Origin of the sequence: Peptoniphilus rhinitidis 1-13 (assembly GCF_000246925.1) — a bacterium.
GTDB classification, from domain to species: domain Bacteria; phylum Bacillota; class Clostridia; order Tissierellales; family Peptoniphilaceae; genus Peptoniphilus_A; species Peptoniphilus_A lacydonensis.
This window is the reverse complement of record NZ_BAEW01000009.1, coordinates 19681-44754: the sequence shown is the minus strand read 5'-3', so window position 1 is coordinate 44754 and position 25074 is coordinate 19681. Positions and strand designations below refer to the sequence as shown.

The 25074-nt window shown below is 29.5% G+C and carries 27 protein-coding genes; 12 read left to right on the top strand and 15 right to left on the bottom strand.

Translation table 11 applies throughout. From position 1 onward, the window contains the following. Nucleotides 1-3: 3 nt before the first annotated feature. Nucleotides 4-459 (top strand): membrane lipoprotein lipid attachment site-containing protein, encoded by a 456-nt coding sequence (locus tag RH95_RS06435; protein WP_010246836.1) that lies wholly within the window; start codon nt 4-6, stop codon nt 457-459. A gap of 188 nt (nt 460-647) precedes the next feature. Here RH95_RS06435 and RH95_RS06430 read toward each other — a convergent pair whose 3' ends face one another. Then, nucleotides 648-2492: an ABC transporter ATP-binding protein gene (locus RH95_RS06430; protein ID WP_010246834.1), complete on the bottom strand. Its 1845-nt coding sequence runs from the start codon at nt 2490-2492 to the stop codon at nt 648-650. Next, a complete protein-coding gene (locus RH95_RS06425; RefSeq protein WP_010246832.1) occupies nt 2479-4215 on the bottom strand; it encodes an ABC transporter ATP-binding protein in 1737 nt (578 codons plus the stop codon). Before RH95_RS06425 ends, RH95_RS06430 begins: the two co-directional genes overlap by 14 nt. A 177-nt stretch (nt 4216-4392) precedes the next feature. Between RH95_RS06425 and RH95_RS06420 the strand changes: the two genes are divergently transcribed. Both RH95_RS06420 and RH95_RS06415 read left to right on the top strand, forming a co-directional pair. Continuing rightward, the gene (locus RH95_RS06420; protein WP_010246830.1) at nt 4393-4632 is read left to right on the top strand and encodes a CDIF630_02480 family spore surface protein; all 240 of its coding nucleotides are present in this window, start codon (nt 4393-4395) and stop codon (nt 4630-4632) included. A 46-nt stretch (nt 4633-4678) separates the two neighbouring features. Next, entirely contained in the window at nt 4679-5224 is a 546-nt protein-coding gene (locus RH95_RS06415) for a phosphatase PAP2 family protein (RefSeq protein ID WP_010246827.1), read from the top strand. On the opposite strand, the gene RH95_RS06410 is transcribed toward RH95_RS06415, so the two are convergent. Then, on the bottom strand, nt 5204-5656 hold the full coding sequence (locus tag RH95_RS06410) for a nucleoside deaminase (protein WP_026038603.1): 453 nt from the start codon (nt 5654-5656) through the stop codon (nt 5204-5206). The genes RH95_RS06415 and RH95_RS06410 overlap by 21 nt on opposite strands. Nucleotides 5657-5803: 147 nt before the next feature. Between RH95_RS06410 and RH95_RS06405 the strand changes: the two genes are divergently transcribed. Next, on the top strand, nt 5804-6688 hold the full coding sequence (locus RH95_RS06405) for a DegV family protein (protein WP_010246823.1): 885 nt from the start codon (nt 5804-5806) through the stop codon (nt 6686-6688). A gap of 83 nt (nt 6689-6771) precedes the next feature. Here the strand turns inward: RH95_RS06405 and RH95_RS06400 are convergent, their stop codons facing one another. After that, nucleotides 6772-8082, bottom strand: a complete 1311-nt coding sequence (locus RH95_RS06400) for an MATE family efflux transporter (RefSeq protein ID WP_010246259.1) — start codon at nt 8080-8082, stop codon at nt 6772-6774. 229 nt (nt 8083-8311) lie between these two features. On the opposite strand from RH95_RS06400, the gene RH95_RS06395 reads away from it, so the two are divergent. Together RH95_RS06395 and RH95_RS06390 are read left to right on the top strand one after the other, a co-directional pair. Beyond that, complete coding sequence (locus tag RH95_RS06395; RefSeq protein ID WP_010246258.1) at nt 8312-8581, top strand: ACT domain-containing protein; 270 nt, start codon at nt 8312-8314, stop codon at nt 8579-8581. A 9-nt stretch (nt 8582-8590) separates the two neighbouring features. Then, entirely contained in the window at nt 8591-9946 is a 1356-nt protein-coding gene (locus RH95_RS06390; RefSeq protein WP_010246254.1) for a PFL family protein, read from the top strand. Nucleotides 9947-10065: 119 nt separating this feature from the next. Here RH95_RS06390 and RH95_RS06385 read toward each other — a convergent pair whose 3' ends face one another. Both RH95_RS06385 and RH95_RS09230 read right to left on the bottom strand, forming a co-directional pair. Then, nucleotides 10066-10620 carry a nitroreductase family protein gene (locus RH95_RS06385; protein WP_010246250.1) on the bottom strand — a complete coding sequence of 185 codons (555 nt, stop codon included), beginning with the start codon at nt 10618-10620 and terminating at the stop codon, nt 10066-10068. A 4-nt stretch (nt 10621-10624) separates the two neighbouring features. Further along, nucleotides 10625-11314 carry a DUF188 domain-containing protein gene (locus RH95_RS09230; RefSeq protein ID WP_010246248.1) on the bottom strand — a complete coding sequence of 230 codons (690 nt, stop codon included), beginning with the start codon at nt 11312-11314 and terminating at the stop codon, nt 10625-10627. A gap of 99 nt (nt 11315-11413) precedes the next feature. On the opposite strand from RH95_RS09230, the gene RH95_RS06370 reads away from it, so the two are divergent. Continuing rightward, the gene (locus tag RH95_RS06370) at nt 11414-12541 is read left to right on the top strand and encodes an LCP family protein (protein WP_010246243.1); all 1128 of its coding nucleotides are present in this window, start codon (nt 11414-11416) and stop codon (nt 12539-12541) included. Between the two features lie 126 nt (nt 12542-12667). Here the strand turns inward: RH95_RS06370 and pepT are convergent, their stop codons facing one another. The 3 genes from pepT to RH95_RS06355 all read right to left on the bottom strand — a co-directional run bounded on the left by pepT (nt 12668) and on the right by RH95_RS06355 (nt 14988). After that, nucleotides 12668-13867 carry a peptidase T gene (pepT, locus tag RH95_RS06365; protein WP_010246241.1) on the bottom strand — a complete coding sequence of 400 codons (1200 nt, stop codon included), beginning with the start codon at nt 13865-13867 and terminating at the stop codon, nt 12668-12670. A 119-nt stretch (nt 13868-13986) separates the two neighbouring features. After that, nucleotides 13987-14409, bottom strand: coding sequence for a PPC domain-containing DNA-binding protein (locus tag RH95_RS06360; RefSeq protein WP_010246239.1), 423 nt, complete (start codon nt 14407-14409; stop codon nt 13987-13989). A gap of 99 nt (nt 14410-14508) precedes the next feature. Continuing rightward, entirely contained in the window at nt 14509-14988 is a 480-nt protein-coding gene (locus RH95_RS06355) for a methylglyoxal synthase (RefSeq protein WP_010246236.1), read from the bottom strand. A gap of 118 nt (nt 14989-15106) precedes the next feature. On the opposite strand from RH95_RS06355, the gene rpsF reads away from it, so the two are divergent. Genes rpsF through rpsR form a run of 3 tightly spaced genes read left to right on the top strand, consistent with a single transcriptional unit; the run spans nt 15107 to nt 16137 of the window. After that, nucleotides 15107-15391 (top strand): 30S ribosomal protein S6, encoded by a 285-nt coding sequence (gene rpsF / locus RH95_RS06350; protein ID WP_010246234.1) that lies wholly within the window; start codon nt 15107-15109, stop codon nt 15389-15391. 9 nt (nt 15392-15400) lie between these two features. Then, nucleotides 15401-15901, top strand: a complete 501-nt coding sequence (locus tag RH95_RS06345) for a single-stranded DNA-binding protein (protein WP_010246231.1) — start codon at nt 15401-15403, stop codon at nt 15899-15901. A gap of 11 nt (nt 15902-15912) precedes the next feature. Continuing rightward, on the top strand, nt 15913-16137 hold the full coding sequence (rpsR, locus tag RH95_RS06340; protein ID WP_010246228.1) for a 30S ribosomal protein S18: 225 nt from the start codon (nt 15913-15915) through the stop codon (nt 16135-16137). Between the two features lie 19 nt (nt 16138-16156). Here rpsR and RH95_RS06335 read toward each other — a convergent pair whose 3' ends face one another. The 4 genes from RH95_RS06335 to RH95_RS06320 all read right to left on the bottom strand — a co-directional run bounded on the left by RH95_RS06335 (nt 16157) and on the right by RH95_RS06320 (nt 20584). Beyond that, on the bottom strand, nt 16157-16420 hold the full coding sequence (locus tag RH95_RS06335; protein ID WP_010246225.1) for a hypothetical protein: 264 nt from the start codon (nt 16418-16420) through the stop codon (nt 16157-16159). 92 nt (nt 16421-16512) lie between these two features. Continuing rightward, nucleotides 16513-17820 carry a YjiH family protein gene (locus tag RH95_RS06330; protein WP_010246222.1) on the bottom strand — a complete coding sequence of 436 codons (1308 nt, stop codon included), beginning with the start codon at nt 17818-17820 and terminating at the stop codon, nt 16513-16515. A 191-nt stretch (nt 17821-18011) separates the two neighbouring features. Next, entirely contained in the window at nt 18012-19676 is a 1665-nt protein-coding gene (locus RH95_RS06325) for a hypothetical protein (RefSeq protein WP_010246219.1), read from the bottom strand. Nucleotides 19677-19684: 8 nt separating this feature from the next. Beyond that, nucleotides 19685-20584, bottom strand: a complete 900-nt coding sequence (locus RH95_RS06320; protein ID WP_010246216.1) for an FUSC family protein — start codon at nt 20582-20584, stop codon at nt 19685-19687. Nucleotides 20585-20737: 153 nt separating this feature from the next. Between RH95_RS06320 and hpf the strand changes: the two genes are divergently transcribed. Together hpf and RH95_RS06310 are read left to right on the top strand one after the other, a co-directional pair. Then, the gene (gene hpf, locus RH95_RS06315; RefSeq protein ID WP_010246214.1) at nt 20738-21265 is read left to right on the top strand and encodes a ribosome hibernation-promoting factor, HPF/YfiA family; all 528 of its coding nucleotides are present in this window, start codon (nt 20738-20740) and stop codon (nt 21263-21265) included. Between the two features lie 175 nt (nt 21266-21440). Next, complete coding sequence (locus RH95_RS06310) at nt 21441-23057, top strand: alkaline phosphatase (RefSeq protein ID WP_010246211.1); 1617 nt, start codon at nt 21441-21443, stop codon at nt 23055-23057. A 157-nt stretch (nt 23058-23214) separates the two neighbouring features. Here the strand turns inward: RH95_RS06310 and RH95_RS06305 are convergent, their stop codons facing one another. Further along, complete coding sequence (locus RH95_RS06305) at nt 23215-23532, bottom strand: CC/Se motif containing family (protein ID WP_010246208.1); 318 nt, start codon at nt 23530-23532, stop codon at nt 23215-23217. A 55-nt stretch (nt 23533-23587) separates the two neighbouring features. After that, entirely contained in the window at nt 23588-25042 is a 1455-nt protein-coding gene (locus RH95_RS06300; protein WP_010246205.1) for a carbon starvation CstA family protein, read from the bottom strand. Between the last annotated feature and the right edge of the window lie 32 nt (nt 25043-25074).

Sequence of the window (25074 nt, the reverse complement as noted above, 5' to 3'; positions counted from 1 at the left end):
ATTATGAAAAAAATAATATTTTTATTGATGATGATGTTTTTGTTATCATCTTGCAAAAAAGATGATTCTCATGAGATAAAATTTTCCTCTGGAGAAGTTTATAATTTTCAGTCTTTATCTGTAGAAGTGATTTCTGATGAAGAAAAAATGACTACAAGAGAGATTTTTAATAGTGAAGGCGAAGAAGAAAAGTTAGGGGAAATAATAAATCTCTTAGGTAATTGTAAAGTCGCAGATGAAGGATACTCTTATGCTTCAATTCCAGACTACAAATCTTTATTAATAAAATTTCAAACTAAAGACAAAGAAGATACAATTTATATGTATGATTCAGAAAGAGATAGGAATACAAAAAAATTCCACTATACTTTTACTGGAAGACTTGGAAAATATGAAGGGGCTTGTCTTTTATCTGATGATGATTTAATTTCAGAAATAAAGTCTATTGTTCAAAAATAAAATTTATTATAAAAAAAAGATTGCGGTACTTTTGCATCGCAATCTTTTTTAAGTGCTAATAGGTGTATAACCAAGTTTTTTATTTGAGAAGTAATCTAAATCATAAATTTTTTAAATTGTGATACAGGTATAAAAATGATAACTATAAAAAAGGTGTTGGAAAAAATTCAGCACCTTAATTTTTATAATTATTCTTCAAATCCACCTGTGTAAAGGTTGTAATAGATTCCCTTTTGTTCTAATAAATCTTCATGGTCGCCTCTTTCTATAATTTCTCCATTTTCAAGAACTATTATTACATCAGAGTTCATAATTGTTGAAAGTCTGTGTGCAATTACAAAGGTAGTTCTGCCCTTCATGATTTCATCCATGCCTTCTTGTACAATTTTTTCTGTACGAGAGTCAATAGATGATGTGGCTTCGTCAAGTATCATTACAGGAGGATTGTAGATTTCAGCTCTTGCAATAGATAAAAGTTGCATTTGACCTTCTGAAAGTTCGCCACCTGCTCCAGTAATTACTGTATAATATCCATCTTTTAAATTCTTTATAAAATCGTGGGCATTAGTTCTTTTTGCAGCCTCAATTGTTTTTTCCATATCAATATCATTAACAGAATAATTTATATTTTCTGCAATTGTGCCAGTAAAAAGATGTGTGTCTTGAAGTACCATTCCAAGAGAAGATCGCAAATCATCTTTTTTAATTTTTCTAATGTCAATTCCATCAAAAGTAATAACTCCGCTGTCGATTTCATAAAATCTATTTATTAAATTTGTAATTGTAGTTTTACCTGCACCAGTTGCACCTACGAAGGCAACTTTTTGGCCAGGTTTTGCATAGAGGTTTAAGTTTTTGAGAACTTTATTTTCTCCATCATAAGAAAAAGTTACGTCATTAAATCTTATGTCGCCCAAAAGTTCTCTGTATTCGTCACTTTCAATATCGTGCCAAAAATATTTTTCTTCTCCATTGATATTTTTAACAACTTTTTCAACACTTCCTGAATAGTCTTCAGGTTCTTCTTCAAGGAATTCAAAAATTCTTCTGGAGCCTGCAATGGCAAGGACTACTGAATTTATATTTCCACCAATTTGTCCCATGGGACCCGTTAGAGTTCTTGAAAGTTGCAAAAAGGATGCAACTATTCCAACAGTTATTCCATATTTTCCAGAAACTGCCATTAATCCACCAATTAATGCAAATAAGATGTATTGAAAATTTCCAATTCCAAAGATAATTGGGAATAAAAATAGTCCAAGCCTATTTGCAATCATTGTATTCTCCATTAGTTCTTCGTTGATAACTTCAAAATCTTCTCTGGCATTTTCTTCGTGATTAAAAACTTTTACGACTTTAAGACCATCAATCATTTCTTCTATATAGCCGTTTGTTTTAGCAAGAGATTTTTGTTGTTCTAAAAAGAAGTGTGAAGATTTGCCACCAATGACGTTCATAACAAATATCATAAGCCCCACTGTAAGAATTATTATAAGAGATAATAAAAATGATTGAGAAAACATTGCAATTAAAACCATTATAATTGTCATAAGAGAAGACACAAAGGAAGGGAAAGATTGAGCAATCATGTCGCCTAATGCCTTTACATCATTTGTGTAGTAGCTCATAATGTCGCCATGACTTTTACTGTCAAAGTAAGACACTGGAAGAGCTTCCATTTTCTCAAACATTAATTTTCTCATGTTTCCCATAGTTTCTTCTGAAATATATACCATTAGTCTTGAGTACATAAATGAAGAAAAAACTCCAACAGCTAAAAAGATTGCCATCTTAATAAGCATAGCCAAGAGGTTGGAATAATCTGGCACGTCCATTTTAAGAAGTGGCATTACATAATCATCAATTAAAAATCTCATAAAAAGTGAGATAGAAATTGTTGCAAGTGATGAAATTATTACCATAATTGAAACTGCAATGAGTTTGTATTTGTGCCTTTTAAAAATAAAGGAAAATAATTTTTTTGCAGCAACTTTATTTTCAGAAGATGAAATTTTTTCTTTATTCTTTCGCATCAAAATCACCATCGCTTTCTTGAGTTTCATTTATTTCTCTATAAATTGGACTTTTGGAAATAAGTTCTTTATGAGTTCCAATAGATTCTATTTCTCCTTTGTCCATTACAATTATATAATCTGTATTTTTAAGTGACTTTATTTTTTGAGAAATTAAAATTTTTGTCATATCAGGTCTAAGTTTGTTTAAAGATTTTATGATTTTTTCTTCTGTTTTATTATCAAGAGCAGAAGTTGAATCGTCCATTATTAAAATTTTTGGATTTTTTAGAATGGATCTTGCAATGGAAATTCTTTGTTTTTGCCCGCCAGAAAAGTTTGTTCCACCTCTTTGAACCTTCATATCCAAGTCTTTTTCTGGATCGATAAAATCGTCACAACTTGCAATATAAAGTGCCTCTTTTAAATCTTCATCACTTAAGTCGTCCCTTGCCCATTTTAAATTTTCACGAAGAGTTCCTGTAAAGAGCTGATTTTTTTGTAAGACAACAGATACTTCATCACGCAGAGATTTTAAATCATAATCTTTTACATTTTCTCCTGCTACAAGGACATCACCACTTGTTGTATCAAAAAGTCTTGCTACTAAGTTTATAAGAGTAGTTTTCCCCGAACCAGTTGGCCCTATTATTCCCACATAATCAGAAGATTTTATTTTTAAGTTTATATTTTTTAAAACCGACTTATCTATATCTTTTGAATAAGAAAAGTAAACATCATCAAAAATAATTTCACCATTTTTTATTTCTTTTATAGGATTTTTTGGGCTTACAATTTCTGGTGTAGTAGAAATTACTTCATCTATACGTTTAATAGAATTTCTAGCAATAGTTATTTGAACAAGTATAATAGAAAGCATCATTAGAGAAATTTGAATTTGTATCGCATAGGTAATTAAACCAGTTAAAGCACCTGTGCTCATATTGCCTGAAACAATTAAGTGAGAACCAAGCCAGGCAATTAAAATTGTCATAAGATAAGTTGAGAAATTCATAAGAGGATTTGCAAGAGCTAAAAGTTTTGATGCCCTTACATAATTATCTTGAAGTTCATCAGAAATATTATTGAACTTTTTTATTTCTTTATCTTCTTTGACAAAGGATTTTACTACTCTAATTGCAGATAAATTTTCTGAAACATCGGTATTTAACTTGTCTGTAATTTTAAAAACTTTTTCAAAAATTGGATAGGCTTTCTTAATTATGATTCCCATTCCAATTGAAATAAGAGGAATTATAATTACAAAAGTTGGAGCAAGATCTTTTGAAAGTTTAAAACTCATAATAAAGCAAAATATAATTGTAAGAGGAGATCTAATTGCCATTCTAATTGTCATTTGAAAAGCCATTTGAACCATTTGCACATCAGTTGTCATTCTAGTTATTAGACTTCCTCTTTTGAATTTGTCCATATTTTCAAAGGAAAAGTTTGTTATATTGTAAAACATAGCTGATCGCATATTTTTGGAAAGGCCACTAGAGGCCTTAGTAGCAAGATAACCGCTCATGACGCCTGTGCCAAGAGATATGGCAGCAATTATCAGTAAGATTATGCCATATCTAATAATATTTTCTCTGGAATTATTTAAGATTCCCTCATCAATAATTTTTGTCATAAAAAATGGAATCATTGCATTCATCAAAACTTCTAATAAAACAAAAAAGGGCGAGAGCAATGCTTGTTTTTTATACTCGCCTAGATTATCAGAAATAACTTTTAACATATTTCACACCCTAACTAAAAATATTGTAATTTTATATAAAGATAATACTATCTAAGATAGATTTTCTACCCAAAAAATTTTCACATAAACAATTTACTAAAATTATTATATTACTTTACTAAAATGAATTGTATTTAAGATCTCTTTGTAATATTATATAATAAATGGAGGGATAATATGGCAGATTTAAAAAAAGAAAAAGAATTAATAGAAAATTCAAAAACTCTTTCTGATTCAAAAAAGAAAGAAATGAAGGCAAATCTTGAACAACAAAAAGAAATTGATAACGACGACAGAGCTCAATCTGATGTTTATGCAAAAACTGAAGGAAAAGACCCAGAAACAGGAGTAGAAATTCCCACAGAAGAATCTGTTGAAGAAGCAAAAGATTGGGTTGACAATCAAAATAGAAGATAAAATTTGGTCCTTAGTGGGACCATTTTTCGTAAAGAGGTAAAAATAAATGGAAGAGAAATTTTTAAATTTTTTATTGCAAATGAGAAATGATACATTAAATAGATATATGATCGCCATTACACACCTTGGAACTGGTGGTGCAATATGGATTTTTATCACCTATATATTATTTTACTTAGGGTTTAGAGTAGAGAGTGTAAATATAATATTGGCGTTAATTTTTAATGGAATAATATGCAATCTCTTTTTAAAAAATCTTTTAAAAAGAAAAAGACCTTCATGGATTTCAAAGGTTGAACTTTTGATAAAGAATCCAACAGATTTTTCTTTTCCGTCAGGTCACGCATCATCTTCTTTTGCAGCAGCAACAACTATTTATTTTTATTTCAAAGGAATGGGAATTGTATTTTTAGTTATAGCATCTCTTATTGCATTTTCAAGAATATATCACTTTGTACATTACCCAAGCGATGTAATTATTGGAGCGGCGCTTGGAATAATTATTGCTATAATTACAAAAAATAATTACGATAAATTTATATTAGAATTTTTGCGTGATAATTGTGGATTTTTATTTAGACCTCTTTCTTAGATCTATAAAAAAATTGCTAATTAGTTTGGAACATTCCTTCTCGCAAATGCCACCCTCATAGCTTATTCTGTGATTAGTTATGAGGTTTTCTATTTTTTGATGAGAAATAACTGCTCCAAATCTTTTGTTTTTTGCACCAAAATATAAATTTTTAATTCTGGAATTTAAAATTGCCCCTACACACATAAGGCATGGCTCCAAAGTTACATAAATATCACAATCCTCTAGGTGATATGAATTTAAATTTTTTGATGCCATATTTATCGCAAGGATTTCTGCATGTGCAATAGGTGATTTAAAATCTTCTTTTTTATTGTATCCATATCCAATTATTTTATTATTTTTTACTATCACACATCCAATAGGAACATCTTCTGAGGATAGAGATTTTTTTGCAAAGGCAATTGCTTCTTTCATATATTTAGTATCCATAAAAGTATTATAACAAATAAAAATATTAAGAACTATTATTTTATAATAAGCAAAATAATATATAAAAAATAGTCTGTGATATAATATTAATAATAAAATGATAAAATTTATAAAGAATCAAAAATAAAAATTAACGAGGTAGGACAAATGACTGTTAAGATAATATCTGATTCTTCATGTGATTTAGATAAAAAAACTTTGGAAGAATTACAAATAGAAGTCTTAAAAATAAAAAATACAGACGAAGATCATAAAGATTTGCCAGAAAATATAACTAATAAAGAGATTTATAGAAAAATGAGAGAGGGCAAATATTTTAAGACGAGCCAAATTACATATTATGAATATTATAAAAAGTTTGAAGAATTGGCAAAAGAAGGCACAGATTTTATTTGCATAACACTATCATCTGGGATGAGTGGAACATTTCAAAATGCATACATAGCAAAAAAGGAGTTACAAGAAAAATATAGAGATGTAAAAATGGAAGTGGTAGATTCTCTTGCAGCTTCAGTTGGATTTGGACAAATTACATATTATGCAGGACTTGCTGCTAAAAATAATGCAAGTTTTGAAGATTTATTAAAATTATTAAATTTCTTGGTAAATAAAACAAAGCATATTTTCACAGTTTTTGATTTAAAATATTTGTATGAAGGCGGCAGAGTTTCAAAAACGAAGGCAAAGATATCTAGTGTCTTAAATATTGTTCCCATAATAGAAGTTGACAGTGAAGGAAAATTATATGTATCAGAAATAGTACGTGGAAAAAACAGAACATATAAAAAAATGGTTAATATAATTTCAGAAAAATCAAATTCCAATGGAGATGATAGAGTCTTTCCTGTGTACGCAGATGAAAAAGAAATTTTAGATCCACTTATTTCTAAATTGAAAAAGATTGGATATAAAAATTTTTTGTGCCTTGAGATAGGACATACAATAGCGGCTCATGTTGGACCAGATATATGTGGTCTTGGTTATTTGTCAGAAAATATTCCTGATGAATTTGAAAAATATATGGTTTATTAATAAAGAAGAAAGGCTTTTTGACCTTCCTTTTTAAATTGAATTTATTTTTATATTTTTTATGAAAATTTTGTATAAGAAAAATCTTATTCTGGAATTTTTGTCATTTTCTTCAGAGAATAAATTGATATTAAAAATACTACAAATTCTGAGATTACTGCTCCAAAGAAAAGATATTTAGACCCAAATAAATGTACACATAAATAGATGGATAAAAATAATGCAACAGAGCCCCTCATAATATTTATTATAATAGAATATTTAGGCTTTCCAATTGCTGATGAAAGTGTTGCAATAAATAAATTGTGGCCTGATAATAAAAACATTAGAGCGTAAATTCTCATTGGTCTTATGGATGATGAAATCATATTTTTATTTTCTAGGAACATATTAAATAGGGTTCCTGCTCCAAAGAAAGATATCATGTACATAATTATTGAAATTATAAAGATAGAAATAAAACTTATTTTTATAATCTCAAGACTTTTATCTCTTTCCTTTGAACCATGATAGAAGGAAAGGAGAGGAAGAGTTCCATGGCACACCCCTTGAAAAGTTGAATTTGCAAAAAGGGACATATAATTTATAACTGCGTAGGCAGATAAAAATTCTGGAGAAATATATTTTATAATAAATAAATTAAAAATAAAAACAAAAGTTGCAGAGTTTAGTTCCGATATAAATTCTCCAAATCCATAAATTACTGTAGTTTTTAAATATTTTAAAATTTCTTTTCCACTCATTTTTATTTTAACAAAGCGTAGATATCCCTTTGCACTTCTAAAGTGAATGAAAAATATTACACAGGATAAAAACTGTGCAATACCTGTCGCAAGTGCTGCACCTCTAACGCCCATATGAAATTTATCTATCAAAATATAATCTAAAATTATATTTGTAACACAAGCAGACACTGCACCTACTATTGCAGTTCGTGGAAAACCGTCCACCTTTACTAAGACTTCAAAGGCATATGCAATTATGTAAAATGGAGAAAAAAATACAATTACCGAAAGATATTCGTGAGATAGATTGAAGAGAGAAGAGTCTGCACCTAAAAATAAAATAATTTTATCCATAAAAATTATTGCAATAATAGCAAGTGTCACTGAAAATGCAAGTATAAATAAAATTATAAAAGTAAATACTCTATTTGATTCATCTCGATTACCACGTCCAAGTTCTATTCCTATAATAGTCTGAGATCCAACGCCTGTTATTATTGCAATGGCAAAGAGAAAATTGACATAGGGAATTACTATTGTCACTGCAGAAAGCTCTAATTCGCCTGCAAAGTTTGCTACAAAAAATCCATCGACAATTGTGTAAATTGAAAAAACCCACATAGCTATTATTGATGGGATTACAAATTTGAAAAATTGTCTTTTTAAGTTCATAGCACACCTCTGATTAGTAAATTATATAGCAGTATAATTTTTTAATCAAGAAGTTATAATTCTAAACTTTTTTCTTGAACTTTATAAAATAAATTTTTTATAATATTTCCTTGATTAGGGTTTTTATTTTTTGTATCAAGATTCAAAAAATAAAATACAATTACAAAAAAAATTATAAATTTATTGAACTATGTTATAATAATTGTAATTTTAAAAAGGAGGACACACTATGAAAGCTGTTATAACTGTAATAGGTAGTGATAAAATTGGTATCGTATATGAAGTTGTTAAAAAAATGGTGGAGTTTGATTTAAATATTGTGGATATAACTCAAACAATCTTAGATGATTATTTTACAATGATTGTAATTGTAGATCTTACTAAGATGAATGTAGAGTTCCAAGAAGTTGTAGACGCTTACGAAAAACTTGGTGAAGAACTTGGACTTTCTATAAGAGTCCAACATCAAGGTATTTTTGAAAAGATGCATCAAATTTAAGGAGTTATCATGGATAAAAAAAGAATTTTAGAAACTGTGAGGATGCTTGACGAAGAAAATCTAGATATTAGAACTGTAACTCTTGGCATTTCACTGTTAGATTGCATAGATAGAGATGCAGATAAGGCTTGCGAAAAAATTTATAATAAAATTGTAAAATATGGGAAAAATTTAGTAGAGTCTGCAAATGAAATTGGAAAAAAATATGGAGTTGAAATTGTAAACAAAAGAGTTTCAGTTACGCCTATTGCTCTTATTGCAGGTGCAACAGATGAAAAAGATTATACAAAATTTGCAAGAGCCCTAGATAAAGCTGCGAAGGAAATTGGAGTTGACTTTATTGGTGGTTTTTCTGCTCTTGTGCATGGAAATATGACTCCAGCTGATGAAATTTTAATAAATTCAATTCCTCGTGCACTTGCTGAAACGGAAAAAGTTTGTTCTTCAGTAAATGTTGGGACAACTAAAAAAGGTCTAAATATGGATGCCGTTAAACTTATGGGTGAAGTTATATTAGAAACTGCAAAAAATACAAAAGAAGAAGATTCTATTGGTTGTGCAAAACTTGTTGTTTTTGCCAACGCAGTAGAAGATAATCCATTTATGGCTGGGGCTTTTCATGGAGTTGGAATGGGAGATATAGTTCTTCATGTTGGAGTGTCTGGCCCAGGAGTTGTGAAGTATGCTCTTGAAAAAGTAAGAGAAGAAAGTTTCGATGTAGTTTCTGAAACAATTAAGAAGACTGCTTTTAAGATAACAAGACTTGGAGAATTGATTGGCAAAGAAGTTGCAAATAAAATTGGAGTTCCTTTTGGAACAATTGATCTATCTCTTGCTCCAACTCCAGCTATTGGAGATTCTGTTGCAAGAATTCTAGAAGAAATTGGCGTTGAATTTGCAGGAGGTCATGGCACTACTGCTGCCCTTGCAATGTTAAATGATGCAGTGAAGAAAGGTGGAATTATGGCATCTGATCATGTTGGAGGACTTAGTGGTGCTTTTATTCCAGTGAGTGAAGATGAAGGAATGATTGAAGCTGCAAAAAATGGTCACATAGGACTAGACAAACTTGAAGCCATGACTTGTGTTTGCTCCGTTGGTCTTGACATGATTGCGATTCCTGGAGATACTAAGGCGACTACACTTTCTGCAATAATTTCTGATGAAGCTATGATTGGAATTATAAATCAAAAGACAACTGCTGTAAGACTTATTCCAGTTATTGGAAAGGGTGTTGGAGAAGAGGCAACTTTTGGAGGCCTTTTAGGTTCTGCACCAATAATACCTGTTCATAAGGGAAATTGCGATAATTTTGCAAATCGTGGAGGATTTATTCCTGCACCAATACACAGTTTTAAAAATTGAGATATTAGTAAATTTTATGAAATATGGAATTAATAGGTAAATAAAAACAAAAAGATCTTATATAAGTAGATTTTTAAAATTGTCTACTTTATAAGATCTTTTTTATATAAAATTAATTTTTATTTTAGTTCAACTTCTTCGTTTATTATTGTGTAAAGGGCATCTGCGGTTTTTCTTTTCTTTTCACGGAGTTCATCATTTTTTGGATATCCAATTGCTATTGCAAGTCTAATTCTATTTTTTGTTTTTAAAAATTTTTGCAATTTTTCTTCGTCGAACCATCCTATACAACAAGTTGAAAGACCTAGTGTAGTTGCTTGTGCAGTGAAGTAAGCAGCAGATATGCCAATGTCAATAGATTTGTAGTCTTGATCTTTTACCTTTGAACCAATTTTTGCAGACAAATTGTAATTTTCTTCAGTGACAATGGCAAAGGCATTTACATTGTCTGTAAAAGAATTCATTTTTCCCTTTTGGAAATATTTTGAAATATATTTTGCATCATCTCCACTCACAATATAATAGTAATAAGGTTGTGCATTGCAAGCTGAAGGTGAAAGTTTCATAGCTTCAAGACAAGATTTCAATTTTTCTACTTCAACAACTTTGTCTTTATCATAATTTCTGCAAGATTGTCTTGCCTTTGCAATTTCCATAAATTCATTAAATTCCATAAAATCATCCTTCTAAAAATTCATCTAAATTTCCATCAAAAAAATAAAATTCATCATCTCTCATAAGAGCAGGAACTCCCACTTTTCCAGCGTCCACTATTTCGTCAAAATAGTCAGAAAAATCTCTGTACTTTAAAAATTTTTTTAAATTTGACATAGATGCTGTAATGTCAACAATTTCTACATCAAGATTTTTTCTTTTAATTTCTTCTATTGCAGGTGGACAGTCTGGGCAATGGCTAGATACAAAAAGTGTAAGCATTTTTATCTCCTCCAAAAATTTATCAAGTGCATTGTAAAAATTTTCATCTGCACTTTTTTCTCGCTTAGATATTCTAGAATAAATTTTTCTATCTCGCATTTTTTTATTAAAATGGCGTGAACTTAACATTGACATAATATTTTCATCATCAACAAAGATTCCTTGAAAGTCTAGAACCTTAGCACCCTTAGATAGTGCAAGAGAAGAAAGACCTCTATCATTGGTTATAACAAGGTCATTTATATTTGCGTGATTTACTATATAAAAGTCGGCCGCCTCTTTTGATATGTCAACGTTTACTACTCTTCCATAATTTGCGTAAAATTCTTGCGTGTAGTTTTTTACCATAATTAATTTTGCGGAATATTTTTTTGAGAGTTCTTCTGTAATTTTTCTCACAGGAGAACCGTCTGCATCCAATAATATTTTCATTAATATATTTTATACCCCAATAAAAATTATAATATCATATCATATAAAAACTATTGAAAAATTGTAAATTTTTATATAGACTTAATGAAGGAGGTTAACATGAAACATATATACAGAATTTTTATATTCCTTACAGTAATAATCCTCCTTGGAGCGTTGTGTCTAACTTTTATGTTTGCACCAAGAGGAAAAAAACTTAATCAAGAAAAAAATATAAATAAAAATAAAGAAGAAGTTTATGAACCAGAAAAAGTTACAATCTTTAATGAAGAAGAAGATATTGTAAATATTTTATTAATTGGAATCGATTCCAGCAAAGTAACTTATGAAGTAGATGAAAATTCTAAAAGAGCAGACACAATTATGCTTCTTTCTATAGACCCAAAAATTGACAAGGTAAGACTTCTTTCAATACCTAGAGATACATATTATAAAATAAAAGGTTTTGACAATTATAGAATGAATGCGGCTTATTCTCGTGGAGGAATTGACCTTCAAGTTGAAAGTGTAGAAGACTTAATGGGTATAAAAATAGATCACTATGTTACAGTAAATTATGAGGCTGTAAAAGAAATTGTGGACGCAATTGGCGGAATTGAAATGTATACACCAGAATATAAATATAAAGATCCATCAACTATACCGCCACTTGACATTGATTTTGAAGAAGGACTTCATCATTTAAATGGCGAGGATTCAGTAAAACTTCTTAGAATAAGAAAAATTTATGAAGATCAAGACTTAGGAAGAATAAAGGTTCAACAAGAATTTATAATGAAGATTTTTGACAAAATGAAATCTCCAAAGATGTTTTTAAAACTTCCAAAATTAATTTCTATTGCAGATAAATATGTTGAAACTGACATGAACTATGGACAGCTTTCCTATCTTGCTTATTATGGTGTAACTCTAGATAAAGAAAATATAGAACAAAAGACTATTGACGGCACTACAAAAAAGGGCTCACCTTTTTATTATGTAAATAAAGATAGTGCAAAAAATGAAATGAAAGTTTTTGAAAATATGAGAAATGAAATTGAACAGGGTGAAGGCGAAAAGCAAAATATAGATTTTACAGAAGAAGAATTGCAAAATATGACAGAAGAGGAAAGAATGGAAGTAAAGCAAAAAATTAGAGATAGAAAGTTAAGAGAAAAGTTGCAACGAGAAGCTGTGAGAAATAATTCTATAAAAAATAACAATTTAAATGATACAGATGAAAATTAAAAATAAAGGGGACTTAGGATCTCTTTGTACTGACACCAAAAGCTGGATTAACAGACCAACTTAATGAGGTCAGTTTTTTGTTTACATAAAAAGAATCACCACAATGGATGATTCTTTAAAATAAAATTATTCTGCCAAAAGTTTTGCTATATTTTTTACTATTTCTTTTGACTTTTCCATTTGGTCAAGACTTACAAGTTCATAGCGACCATGATAATTGTAGCCACCTGTAAAAATATTTGGAGTTGGAAGACCCATAAAAGAGAGTTTGGATCCATCAGTGCCACCACGTACTGGTCCAATTTTTGGATCTACACTGGAAAGTTTAAATGCTTTTTTGGCAAGGTCTATTATCTCCATATTATTTTCTATTTTTTCTCGCATATTGTAATATTGGTCTTTTATTTCAATGGTAATTCTGTCTTCATATTTTATATTTAAAAATTTTACAATTTCTTCAAACAATTTTTTCTTTTCCAAAAATTTTTCTCTTGAGTGATCACGGATAATGTAGTTCATTTCAGTATGTTCTACACTTCCTGAAATATTTGTGAGAAGAAAGAAACCTTCATAATTTTCTGTGTTTTCAGGTCTTTCATTAATTGGTAACATATTGTTTAATTCCATTGCAATAATTTGAGAATTTACCATGGTGTATTTTGCAGAACCAGGATGGACATTTTTCCCTTGAATTTCTATTTTACAAGAAGCGGCATTGAAAGTTTCGTATTCAAGTTCGCCAATTGGTCCTCCATCAATAGTAAATGCAAAATCTGCACCAAATTTTTCAACATCAAATAAATCTGCTCCTCTGCCAATTTCTTCATCAGGAGTAAAGGCAATTTTTATGTCACCATATCTCGCATCTTTATCATTTATTAGTTCATCAACTGCAGAAACTATAATTGCAATGCCAGCTTTGTCATCTGCACCTAAGAGAGTAGTGCCATCAGTCGTTATAATAGTTTCTCCTTTTAAACTTTTTAGAAAAGGAAAGTCTTTTACAGTTGTGGTGAACTCATCATTTAATTTAATATCACATCCATTATAGTTTTTAATTATATTTGCTTTGACATTTTTGCCAGACATATCTGGGGAAGTGTCCATGTGGGCAATAAATCCAACAGTCTTCTCAGTTTTTATATTGCCTGGGATATTTGCATAGACATAGCCATTTTCATCAAGTTCACTTTCTATGCCAAGACTATTTAATTCTTCCACTAAATAATTTGCAAGGTCGAGTTGATTTTTAGTGGAAGGACAAGTTTTGGAATTTTCATCACTTGTAGTTTCAAAGGAAATATAATTTAAAAATCTATTTAACATATTTATTCCTCCTCAAATGAAATTTATATCTATAATTTTATCACATATAATATTTTTATAAAAAATTATTACGAAAATCCTTAGCTTTTGTGAAAATATAGGGACTAAGGATATTAAGATTAGTCAAATTTATAAATATTAATTCCAGTAAAGTCGTCTTTTTGTCTTTCGACAATTCCTTCTATAATACTTATAGTGAGTTCGCAAGTCACGCTTATCTTTGCACTCTTCATGTGACCACCAAAAACTTTTCCCTCGGCATCAGATGTTGAGATGTGGAGATGAGGGTAGTACTCACCATTTAGAGTGGATATGCTTCCTATAATTGAAAGAATTTCAAACTCGCCCTTGAAATTTTTTTCTTTGTAATCTTTTTTAGATACGCTAAAAAGTCCAATAGTGAAGTTATCAGTTGCACCAATACCATAGACACTTGCAAGTTTAATATTTTCTTTTAAAGCAATCTCTTTTAATTTTTCATGAACTTCTTCAGTTCTGTCAATTCTCGCGATTATTTTATCGTCAAATCTTTTGTAATCCATATTTCCTCCTAAAAATTTAATTAGCAAAATAAATTTTAAGCTTACAATATTTTAATAATTGTGCCAAGATTTTATAAAGTATAATTCACCACTTATTTTTTAAAATTGGTCAAAATTATTTTTTGAAATTCTGTCTTCAACAGAATATTCATTGTCCAAAATTTCAACTTCATACTCTTCATTAAACATTGGAGATGACAAAATATAATCTGCAGTAGTAGGAGATGTTGCCATAGAAATATTGTAGAGAGTAGAGATCCTAAGAAGTGCTTTCACATCTGGATCGTGGGGTTGTGCTTCTAGGGGATCCCAAAAGAAAATCAAAATATCAATTTTGGAATCAGAAATTTTTGCCCCAAGTTGTTGATCACCACCAAGAGGACCAGAAACAAGTCTTTTTACATCAAGGGAAGTTTCATTAGAAATTAAAGCAGCAGTTGTTCCAGTCCCAATAAAGTTATGATTGGAAAGTTTTTCTTCATGTCTTTTGACCCAATCTAAAAGTTCTTTTTTCTTGTGGTCATGTGCCACAAGTGCAATATTTTTTTTGCGATTTACTTTTATTTTTTTTACTTGCATAGACACCTCAAAATAATAAAAATTCTTGACTAAGTTTATTCTTTAATATATAATATCAAAGATTGCAATCCTTGCATAGTTATTTTGACTATGCCGAAGACCATAAGGAGGTGAAAGTATGAATAAATACGAAGCGGTGATTATGTTTTATCCTGAAGTGGAAGAAGAAAAGAGAAACGCTTCTTTCGAAAGATTAAAAAAAGTAATCGAAAAAAACGGAAAGATTAATAATGTTGATGAATGGGGCATGAGAAAATTAGCTTACGAAATCGACTACAAAAATGAAGCTTATTATACATTCGTTGAATTCGAAACAAAACCAGAAGATATTGCTGAAATCAACAGAATCGCAAAAATCATGGACCCAGTTATGCGACAAATGATTATAAAAGTTGAAGACTAAGGAGTTTTTATGAATTGTGTTAGTTTAATAGGAAGACTAGTAAGAGATCCCGAACTTCGTTATGCTCAAACAGGAACGGCAATGTGTCGTTTCACTATTGCTGTTGACAGAAGAATGTCAAAGCAAAAAAGACAAGAAGCACAAGCCAATAATCAACCAACAGCTGATTTTATTGGTTGCACTGCCTTTGGTCAAACAGCAGAACTTATTGCTAATTACCACAGAAAGGGCAGCCAAATTGGAATTGATGGTAGAATTCAAACAGGAAGTTATGAAAAAGATGGAAGAACTATTTACACAACAGATGTAGTTGTAAATAATTTAACTTTCATAAGCACAAACCAAGGACAAAACCAAGGCGGATTTAATCAAAATAATAATTTTCAAAATCAAGGCGGATTTAATAATCCAGGACCAGTAAATTCTGCTTACGAAAATGATTTTTCACAAAATAAAGATGACGATGAAGACGGATTTTTCCCTGTTGATAATGATAATATTCCATTTTAAGGAGGGCAAAAATGCAAAGAAGATTTGGCAGAAGGAAGAAAGTAGATCCTTTTGAAAAAGATAAAACAAAAAAAATTGACTATAAAGATGTTGAAATGCTAAAAAATTATATTTCAGATCGTGGTAAAATTCTTCCAAGAAGAATTACAGGTCTAAATGCAAAACATCAAAGAGAAATGACAGTTGCTATAAAAAGAGCAAGACAAATTGCACTTATTCCATATAGCGCTGACTAATTAGATTTAAACTGTTGGTTTATCCAGCAGTTTTTTTGTTTTTCTTTTTTAGCTTGCCTTTTGTAAAGAAGTATAAATTATATCCAATTAGAGCTCCTATGGACTGAATGTCCCAAAAGTTAGTATTATAATACTTTATTTTTAAAATTTCTAGAAGAATTATGAAGACACTTAACAAATAAAAATATTTTCTATTAAAGTAATTTGATTTTTCTAAATTGTAACAAAATAAAAATTCTAGAGATATGTAAATTATAGATTTTGTTATAAAATAAAAATTCATATTATCACCAAATTCATTATAAATTATATTTGTAAATAATATATAAAAACCAGGTTTGTACCTGGTTTTAAGGTTTTAAGTTATTTTATCATTTAGCTAAAAAACAAATAAAGTATTGGCATAGATATAACTATACTTAAAATTACTCTTTCAATCCAAATTATAATATAATCTGAAAATTTAAGAGGAATTTCTGTTCCCATCATAACAGGTATAGATGCTGAAAAGAATAAAATTTCTGATACAGAAACTATTGCTACTAGCATCTTTGCAATAAGACCAAGACCTGCACCTGCAACTATTGGTGCTGGTAAAAGCATCTCTGCAATACTCATTCCAAGAGCTTGAGCCACCATAAGTGGTTCTTCTACTCTAGTTAAAAATGTGAAAGGATAGAAAATATATCCAATTATGTCAAAGATTGGAGTGTACTCTGCAAGTAAAAGTCCAATCATGCCCACACCAAGTAGTGATGGTGCAATATTAAGTGCCATTTTAAATCCATCGATAAAGTTTTCTTTAACAACTGATGGCAATGTTCCAGAATTTTTGTAAGCTGTCATCCCAGCTTTTGTAGCATCTCTGAAAGTAACCTTTCTCTTGTCTTCAGGGATGTACTTTTTTCCAGAATAATATTCTTCAGGCTTTTTGCGCAAAGGAAATATTCTAGCGGTAATTGCAGTAACTAAAAATGTTACGAATAAAGTTATCCAGAAGTAGGATAACCAATGGTCCATTAAGTCCAAAGTATTTGCAACGATTATCATAAAGGTTGCAGAAACTGTTGAGAAACCTGTTGCAATAATTGCAGCTTCTTTTTTTGTATAAGTATCTTCCATATAAACTCTGTTAGTTATTAAAAGTGCAAGTGAATAGCTTCCAACAAAAGAAGCAACGGCATCTACTGCAGATCTACCTGGAGTTTTAAAAAATGGTCTCATAACAGGCTCCATAAATACCCCAATAAATTCCATTAAACCAAAGCCTGTCAAAAATGCTAAGAAGACTGATCCAATGGGAACAATTGTAGTTACAGATACCATAATGGAATTCCAGATAAGTGGGAGCATATCGTCGTCAAATATTCTTGCGGGTCCTTTGTTTGTAATGTACATAAAAACAAAAATTAAACTTACAAGTTTAAGCACAAAGAAAACTGAATGAAGTTTGCTTTTTTGCCAAGATTTACTTTTGATCGCATAAATTATACCTGCAACTACCATGAAGACACCGAATGTTAAATTGTAGTTTGGTATTTTCTTTACAAAACTCGTAATATGATCAATTGGAATTGTTTTTGCACCAGCTATTTCAATAGGCACGAAAAACATAAAGATTCCAAAAAGAGCATAAAGAATGAAAATGATTACATCTTTGGAATTATATTTTTTTGATTCCATAAAAAACCTCCTTTAAAATATCATTTTAACATGATTTCAATTTATTATACCACAGTAGTAGTCTTTATTATATAAAACTTCAAAAATTATCATATAGTTTATTTTTTAATATAGATATTTTGTATAAAAGTTTGACTAAAAGAATATTAGGAAAAATAAAAAGCTTGCCACATTTGCAGCAAGCTAATTTTTTAAGTGAAGTCAATTTTTATTATATTGTCATATTTTTTTTGATCTGTGTTGTAATAATTATATAATTCTTTTCCAAAGTTTGTAAAATTTAATTTTTTTGAATCTAAAATGTTTAAGTCAATTAAAATATTTAACAGAGCCTTTTCTTCAAGGGTAAATCTTTTTTTGTCAATTTTTCTTGATGAGTCAACTTCTTTTAACAAATCAATTACAAAGTCTTTGTATTTTTCATAGTTTTTAGAAAAAGAATCTTTTAAGAAAGAGTTATTTGCAATTGTAGTTATCCAATTTGCAAGTTTAAAAGAGTCTGGAAGAGAAAGATAAATTGAAACATTGTCGTTGAGCTCTAAGTAATCAGTATTATATTCCATAGGGATTGTGGCAATTTTCTTAGTAAGGGCATAGTTTAAAAACAATTCTACAAGTGGGAAGTGTCTATTTTTATAATTTTTTACATTTTTTGTAGGTTCAAGTCCTATATCATTTACAAAAGGTGTAAGTAAAACTGGCGTTATGTCTTTTGACTTTAATAGATATACGTAATTTATGTCTAAAAAAGTGAGAAAGTCTTCAAATTTTTGCAAGAATTTATTTTCTTTATTGTTTATAAACTCTTTTTCGCAAATTTTTAAAATTTCAGAATCACAAAAGACTCCATTTTTACTATTTTTAAGTTTATTTGAATAGATAAATATATTTTTCTTAACGTATTCAAGAGATTTTAATATGTTATCTACTTTTTTCCCAGAAGATTTTAATTTATTGTAGTATGAAGTAAGAATATTTAAGGAAACCTCCATTGTATTTTCATTTGGGAAGTCACCTGATTTGCACATTTCATCAAGTATTTTACTATAATCTAAATTATAATTTTTAAAAGTTTCTTCTTTTGGGCTTAAATATTTGAAAAAAATATTGCTCATAAGAGATTTTAAAAAGTCTATACCAAAATCATTATTTGGCATATTTTTGTTAAAACTCAACTCAAAATTTTCATCGAAAAGAGTTAAGTAGTCGTCATCATAAAAAGAATTGACAAAGATTTTTTCTTGTTCATTTGAGATGTTTTCCTCAATAGATTGAACTAATGAAACTTCAAAAACAGATAAAATATTTAAAAATTCATTTTTTAAGTAATTTTTGTCAATTTCTTGTATCAAGTCCTTAGATTTTGTGTAATTTATATATGAAATTAAATTTTCCATGAAGGTACTCATAAGATCGTCATCTATTATGTCTAAGAGTTGTAGAACCATTTTTTCATTTTTGCCAAATATTCTAAGCAATCCAAAGCCATTTTGTACACCTTCAATTTCTTCGTTTGGTAAAACTTTATAAGTTTCTCCAAGAATTAAGTCTTCTAATTCATAAAAATTTTCATATTCTTTAATTTCGAAAATTGACACATAGGAATCTTTCAAGATTTTTTTAATTTTTTTAAATTCCTCGATATCACTAGAGAAATAATTATGATAATTGTCAAACCAAATATCTGAATTTTTTTCGAATTCGTCACAGTCAAATAAAAGCCAGGTGATAAAATCCTCAGCATCTCTATTTTTTAAAAAAGGATTATCTAGATCTTCATCTAAAAATTCGTAAAAATCTTTAGCAGATATGTTTAAAATCAATTGAGTTGAATTATAAATTTTTTTTAAGTCCATTTTTTCTCCTATTCTTCATCAAGTAATTCTTTGAGTTCATCCATGTATTTTAAAATATATTCGACATGATAATTGTATACACTGTCAATTTCGTCTAAGTTGCTAGAAAAATTATCTTCTCCAAAGTCATATCTTTTTCTTATATCTTCAGAAATTTTATTGCTAAAATAATTTGCATTCATATTGTTTATAACTTCGAGTCTTACAGATATGCTCTCAATTAAAGACATGATTTTTTTCTCCTTGGAAATTGATAGGTCACGATTAAAAGGAGTCTTCACCTCTTGTTTTAAGAGTTTATAGAGGGTGTTTGCACTTGCAATATCTGTATTAAATTCTGATAAATCAGTTTTTTTGTCATAAATAATTTCTCTAAGAGCTCTATTTGCAGAGCGATAACATTTTTTGGAAGCATCGATAAAATCCTGCCAGATATTTGGAGATGATATTAAATAATTTATTAAAACGGCCACGATTATTCCAATAAATGTTCCTATAATTCTATTGACTGCATAGTAAGCTTTGTCAGAATTGGAAGAAAAACTTGCAACAAAAACTATACATGATAGTTGAGTCATATCACGCATTTTAAATACTACTAGAATATAAATTGTAATTAAAATTCCAAGACCTGCAATGAGTGGCTCTACTAAAGGTGGTACAGATATAATTGAAGTTAAATAGCCAAGTATAACTCCAAAGACGCAAGTAAACAGCCTCTTCTTTGTATCTTTTAAAGATTCTGACATTGAAGGTTTCATAGAAGATACTGCTGCTATGGAAACAAATATTGGAGAATTTAAGTTTAGTAAATGTGAAATATAAAGACCTATCACAACGGCAAGAGCAGTTTTTATTGCTCTCATTCCAATTCTATAATTGTAATCTAATTTATTTTTTATAGCCATGAAATCCCATCCAATACTTTCATTTTATTTAACACAATTATATCAAGAAAAAGTTTAAAAGTACATTTTCAGAATTAAGAGGAAATCATTTTAATTTGATATTTTTTGTAAAAAATGGGTAAATATTTTACAAAGAAAAGGAGAGTGACATTTATGTTATTGAACTTTGTTGGGAAAAATATTGAACTTACAGAATCTTTGAAGAACGTGGCAGAAAAAAAGTTTTCCAAGTTGGACAAATACTTTTCTGAAGAGGTAGAAGCGAGAGTTGTATTTTCTACTGTAAGAGAAGAACAAACTGTGGAAGTTACAATATTTTTGCCAAAGACTATTATTAGAGCAGAAGAAACTACTGATGATATGTACTCTTCTATTGATCAAGCAGTGGATGCACTTGCTAGGCAAATTAGAAAACATAAAACTAAATTAAAGAGAAAATACCAAAATAATGAAAGTATTAGATTTGATGAAATTATGGAAAGGGAAAAAGATCAAGAGGAACCCGAAAATAAAATTGTAAAAAGAAAAAATTTTGAATTAAATCCAATGAGTGAAGAAGAAGCTGTGCTTCAAATGGAACTTCTAAATCACAATTTCTTTGTCTTCTTAGATGCAGATAGTGAAAGGGTAGCAATAGTTTATAAAAGAAAAGATGGAAATTACGGTAAAATCGAAGTTTAATAAATTCTAAATTGATAATCTGGACGTGAGTTTAGCTCGCGTCTTTTTTCTTTTTTAATATAAATTTAAAAATTATTTTTCCTCAAGATTTTAAAAATTTTAATTTTACAAATAAAAAATATTATTTTTACAAGGCTTTGATACATTATATTTAAATAATGCCTAGGAGGAAGAAATGAAAAAATTTAAAAGAGGTCTTACTACTGCATTGGCAATTACGATGCTTGCACCAAGTTTTGTATTTGCTAAGAGTGAAGATTATGGAAGTGCAAAAAATGTTATTGTAATGATACCTGATGGTATGAGTGTTGAAGCACTTACAACTGCAAGATGGATGACAAAGGATAAAAAATTTGTAATGGATGATTTTGCGACAGGACTTGTTAGAACGAACAATTCAAATACACCTATCGCAGATTCTGCACCTGCTGGTACAGCAATGGCAACAGGTATAAAGACAGAGTCTCCCTTTGTAGGAACTTATCCAACTAAAGGTGGAATGCCAGGAGCTTGTGAAATTGAAAAAGATAGAGCAAAACAACCAATTGCAAATGTGCTTGAAGGTGCCAAGAGAAGTGGAAGGTCAACAGGGATTGTATCTACTTCAAATATTCAACACGCAACACCTGCGGATTTTTCTGCACATAATCCAGACAGAAATAATTATGAGGATCTTGGAGAACAACAAGTTTATCAAGATATGAATGTTGTACTTGGTGCAGGAAGCAAATATTTAACTAAGGAAAATAGAAAAGATAAAGAAGATTTAATTTCTGAAATTAAAAATAAAGGGTACGATTATGTAGATACTTTAGATGGAATGAAATCATCTAAAGGCGATAAAATCTGGGGACTTTTTGAAGATGAATCTTTTTCTTATGATATTGACAGGGACAAAAATTTGAAACCATCACTTGCAGAAATGACTGAGAAATCTTTAGATATTCTTTCTAAAAATGACAAGGGTTTTTTCTTAATGGTAGAGGGATCAGAAGTTGATTGGGCAGCACACTCAAATGATCCTGTTGCACTTTTGAGTGAAATTAAAGCTTTTGATGATGCTGTGAAAGTTGCAAAAGACTTTGCGGATAAGAAGGGTGACACTGTAATTTTAATTGCAGCAGACCATGGCACCGGCGGGGTTACTTTTGGACATAGAAATATTACAAAAGGTTATGATAAAGCACCTTTAAATGAATTTACTGATATTATCTCTAATGCAAAAATTTCTGTGACAAAGGCTTCTGAAGAAATCAATGAAGAAAAATCAAATGTTAAAGAAATAATGGAAAAAGATTTTGGCATAAATAATTTGACAGAAGAAGAATTAAATTTTATAAAGAATGAAAAAGATATAGTATCTGCAATGGGAAGAGTAATTTCAGAAAGAAGTCACATTGCATGGACTACTGGAGGACATGTTGGCGGAGATGTGGGGCTATATTGTTATTCAACTGCAAAAGATGCCAAAAAATTAATGGGAACAGTTCACAATTATGAAATAGGTCGTTATGTAGAAGATATTTTAGACATAGATCTTGACAAATTAACAGAGGAACTTTATCAACCAATTAGAAAAGGCTTTGAAGAAAAGGGAGCAAAAGTTGAATTTAAAGTTAAAGGTGAAAATGATTATGAATCTATTGTAACAAAGGGCGATGACAAAATAATATTCCCAGTTTCAAAAAATTATGCGATAAAAAATGGAGAAAAAGTTGAAATTGGCGGACTTACAATTTATAGCACAAAATCAGTTTATGTTCCTCAAAAAGCTTTTGAATTAGTAAAATAATAAAAAATAGAATTAAATTTTAATGAATCCAATTATTTGAATATAAAATTTATACCTCAAAAAACTGCAGTTTATTAATAGCTGCAGTTTTTTAGATAATTAAAATTTTTCATGTTAGATATTTTTCAAAAATTTTTATTATTTATATTAGACTTAATTATCGCTCAATTATATTTAGTTCATTTTCAACATAAAGTTTTTTAAATTTTCCGATACCAATTGCAGAAATAATAATTTCCTCATCTTTCTTATCATCTAAATATAAGTCCAAAGTTGGATTGTAAAAAACTGAAATGTTGGAAATTTTTGATACTTTATATCTATTCTCATCATCTCTTTTTGTAGAAATATTAAAATCCATAGTTGCAAGACCACAACAATCTTTTTTTGTTTCAATATCTGGATTTATAAAAATTTTATTTATACTTTTTTTATTTAAATATTTTAGTGCATTATCCTTTAATTTAAACTTCATATGTCCTCCTATAATAAAAAAAGGTGGCTTTCCTACCACCTTTTTTAAAAAATTATTAATCTAAAATCATTGATTCAATTCTGTTATGGTTTTTCTTTCCAGTTTTAATAATAAAGAGTACATATAGGAAAGCTATAATTCCTGCTAATGGATATGCAATTGCAAAAGGCAATCCAAACCCAAGACCTTTAACATTTAATATAAAAGAAAATACGATAAATGTGTAGAAAGCTCCAGGAATTAGAGTGATAAAATAATTTTTATTATTATTCATCAAGTAAATAGAAGCTACGGCAAGTGCAAATGTTGCTACAAATTGATTTGTAAATCCAAAGTATCTCCAAAGCATATTAAATCCATTAGGATTTGATTTTGCAAAGTAAAGAATTGCGATTGCAGGAATAAATAATACGGCGGCAAGTCCAGCTCTTTTTGTAGGAGATTTTTGATCAATATTTAATTCTTCAGAAACAATAAGTCTTAGTGATCTAAAAGCAGTATCTCCTGAAGTAATAGGAAGTGCAATAACGCCAAGAATTGCAAGGAATCCTCCGATATTTCCCATAAAATATTTAGAAATTTTACCAACCATAAGTGTACCAGCAGTATCAAGTGGAGCCATTCCTGAAGAGAAAATAACTATTGCACCTGCTGCCCAAACCATTGCTATAAAGCCTTCTGCAATCATAGTTGAGTAGAAAGTTCTTTTAGCTTCAGATTCTGATTTAATAGTTCTAGAAACAAGAGTTACTTGAGAACCATGAAAACCTGAAAGTATACCACAAGCAACTGTGATAAAGAATGATGGAATAAATTTTTGCCCAAGAGGGTGTTCAGCAAGTAGACCAGCATTTGCAAAAGCTAATTGATTATTCCCCTTTGCAAATATACCAATGAATACTCCAAGAGCAGAAATAATTAAAAAAGCTCCAAAAATTGGATAGATCCTACCAATTAATTTGTCGATTGGAAGAATTGTTGAAAGGATGTAGTAAATAAAAATTACTGCATAAATAATCCAAATAGCATTTGAATCAGCGCCAACTTTTAAAATATCATTGGCAATTAGATCTCCAGGAGTGTAAACAAAAACAACGCCTGTTAAAAGTAATAAAATTGCAATTACAACATTGTAAAATTTACGAACACCATCTCCCACGTATTTTCCAACAAGTTTAGGGACTTGGGATCCGCCATTTCTCATTGATATAAAACCTGTCATGTAGTCGTGAACTGCTCCGGCAAAAACACATCCAATAGGAATTGCCAGAAAGGCAATTGGTCCGAATAAAATTCCTTGAATAGGTCCAAGAATAGGGCCAGTTCCGGCAATATTAAGTAAATTGATTAACCAATTTTTCTTTTCGCTCATTACTACATAGTCAACTCCGTCAGCTTTTTTAACAGCAGGAGTTTCTCTGTCATCTGGTTGCAGTTGGCTTTCCACATATTTTGAGTAAAAAAATCCGCCTGCGAATAAAATTATTAGTCCGATAATAAATAGTAACATAAATATCCTCCTTTACATTTATTATTTCTCAT

Bases quoted from the DNA above. Each gene is read 5' to 3' on its own strand.
- RH95_RS06310 (WP_010246211.1), top strand. From the start codon at position 21,441: ATGAAAAAATTTAAAAGAGGTCTTACTACTGCATTGGCAATTACGATG.
- RH95_RS06435 (WP_010246836.1), top strand. From the start codon at position 4: ATGAAAAAAATAATATTTTTATTGATGATGATGTTTTTGTTATCATCT.
- RH95_RS06300 (WP_010246205.1), bottom strand. From the start codon at position 25,042: ATGTTACTATTTATTATCGGACTAATAATTTTATTCGCAGGCGGATTT.
- pepT (WP_010246241.1), bottom strand. From the start codon at position 13,867: ATGTTAAATAGATTTTTAAATTATATTTCCTTTGAAACTACAAGTGAT.
- RH95_RS06430 (WP_010246834.1), bottom strand. From the start codon at position 2,492: ATGCGAAAGAATAAAGAAAAAATTTCATCTTCTGAAAATAAAGTTGCT.
- RH95_RS06420 (WP_010246830.1), top strand. From the start codon at position 4,393: ATGGCAGATTTAAAAAAAGAAAAAGAATTAATAGAAAATTCAAAAACT.
- RH95_RS06330 (WP_010246222.1), bottom strand. From the start codon at position 17,820: ATGGAATCAAAAAAATATAATTCCAAAGATGTAATCATTTTCATTCTT.
- RH95_RS06425 (WP_010246832.1), bottom strand. From the start codon at position 4,215: ATGTTAAAAGTTATTTCTGATAATCTAGGCGAGTATAAAAAACAAGCA.
- RH95_RS06410 (WP_026038603.1), bottom strand. From the start codon at position 5,656: ATGGATACTAAATATATGAAAGAAGCAATTGCCTTTGCAAAAAAATCT.
- RH95_RS09230 (WP_010246248.1), bottom strand. From the start codon at position 11,314: ATGAAAATATTATTGGATGCAGACGGTTCTCCTGTGAGAAAAATTACA.
- RH95_RS06405 (WP_010246823.1), top strand. From the start codon at position 5,804: ATGACTGTTAAGATAATATCTGATTCTTCATGTGATTTAGATAAAAAA.
- RH95_RS06335 (WP_010246225.1), bottom strand. From the start codon at position 16,420: ATGAATTTTTATTTTATAACAAAATCTATAATTTACATATCTCTAGAA.
- rpsR (WP_010246228.1), top strand. From the start codon at position 15,913: ATGCAAAGAAGATTTGGCAGAAGGAAGAAAGTAGATCCTTTTGAAAAA.
- RH95_RS06395 (WP_010246258.1), top strand. From the start codon at position 8,312: ATGAAAGCTGTTATAACTGTAATAGGTAGTGATAAAATTGGTATCGTA.
- RH95_RS06345 (WP_010246231.1), top strand. From the start codon at position 15,401: ATGAATTGTGTTAGTTTAATAGGAAGACTAGTAAGAGATCCCGAACTT.
- RH95_RS06415 (WP_010246827.1), top strand. From the start codon at position 4,679: ATGGAAGAGAAATTTTTAAATTTTTTATTGCAAATGAGAAATGATACA.
- hpf (WP_010246214.1), top strand. From the start codon at position 20,738: ATGTTATTGAACTTTGTTGGGAAAAATATTGAACTTACAGAATCTTTG.
- RH95_RS06390 (WP_010246254.1), top strand. From the start codon at position 8,591: ATGGATAAAAAAAGAATTTTAGAAACTGTGAGGATGCTTGACGAAGAA.
- RH95_RS06400 (WP_010246259.1), bottom strand. From the start codon at position 8,082: ATGAACTTAAAAAGACAATTTTTCAAATTTGTAATCCCATCAATAATA.
- rpsF (WP_010246234.1), top strand. From the start codon at position 15,107: ATGAATAAATACGAAGCGGTGATTATGTTTTATCCTGAAGTGGAAGAA.
- RH95_RS06355 (WP_010246236.1), bottom strand. From the start codon at position 14,988: ATGCAAGTAAAAAAAATAAAAGTAAATCGCAAAAAAAATATTGCACTT.
- RH95_RS06370 (WP_010246243.1), top strand. From the start codon at position 11,414: ATGAAACATATATACAGAATTTTTATATTCCTTACAGTAATAATCCTC.
- RH95_RS06325 (WP_010246219.1), bottom strand. From the start codon at position 19,676: ATGGACTTAAAAAAAATTTATAATTCAACTCAATTGATTTTAAACATA.
- RH95_RS06305 (WP_010246208.1), bottom strand. From the start codon at position 23,532: ATGAAGTTTAAATTAAAGGATAATGCACTAAAATATTTAAATAAAAAA.
- RH95_RS06320 (WP_010246216.1), bottom strand. From the start codon at position 20,584: ATGGCTATAAAAAATAAATTAGATTACAATTATAGAATTGGAATGAGA.
- RH95_RS06360 (WP_010246239.1), bottom strand. From the start codon at position 14,409: ATGGATTACAAAAGATTTGACGATAAAATAATCGCGAGAATTGACAGA.
- RH95_RS06385 (WP_010246250.1), bottom strand. From the start codon at position 10,620: ATGGAATTTAATGAATTTATGGAAATTGCAAAGGCAAGACAATCTTGC.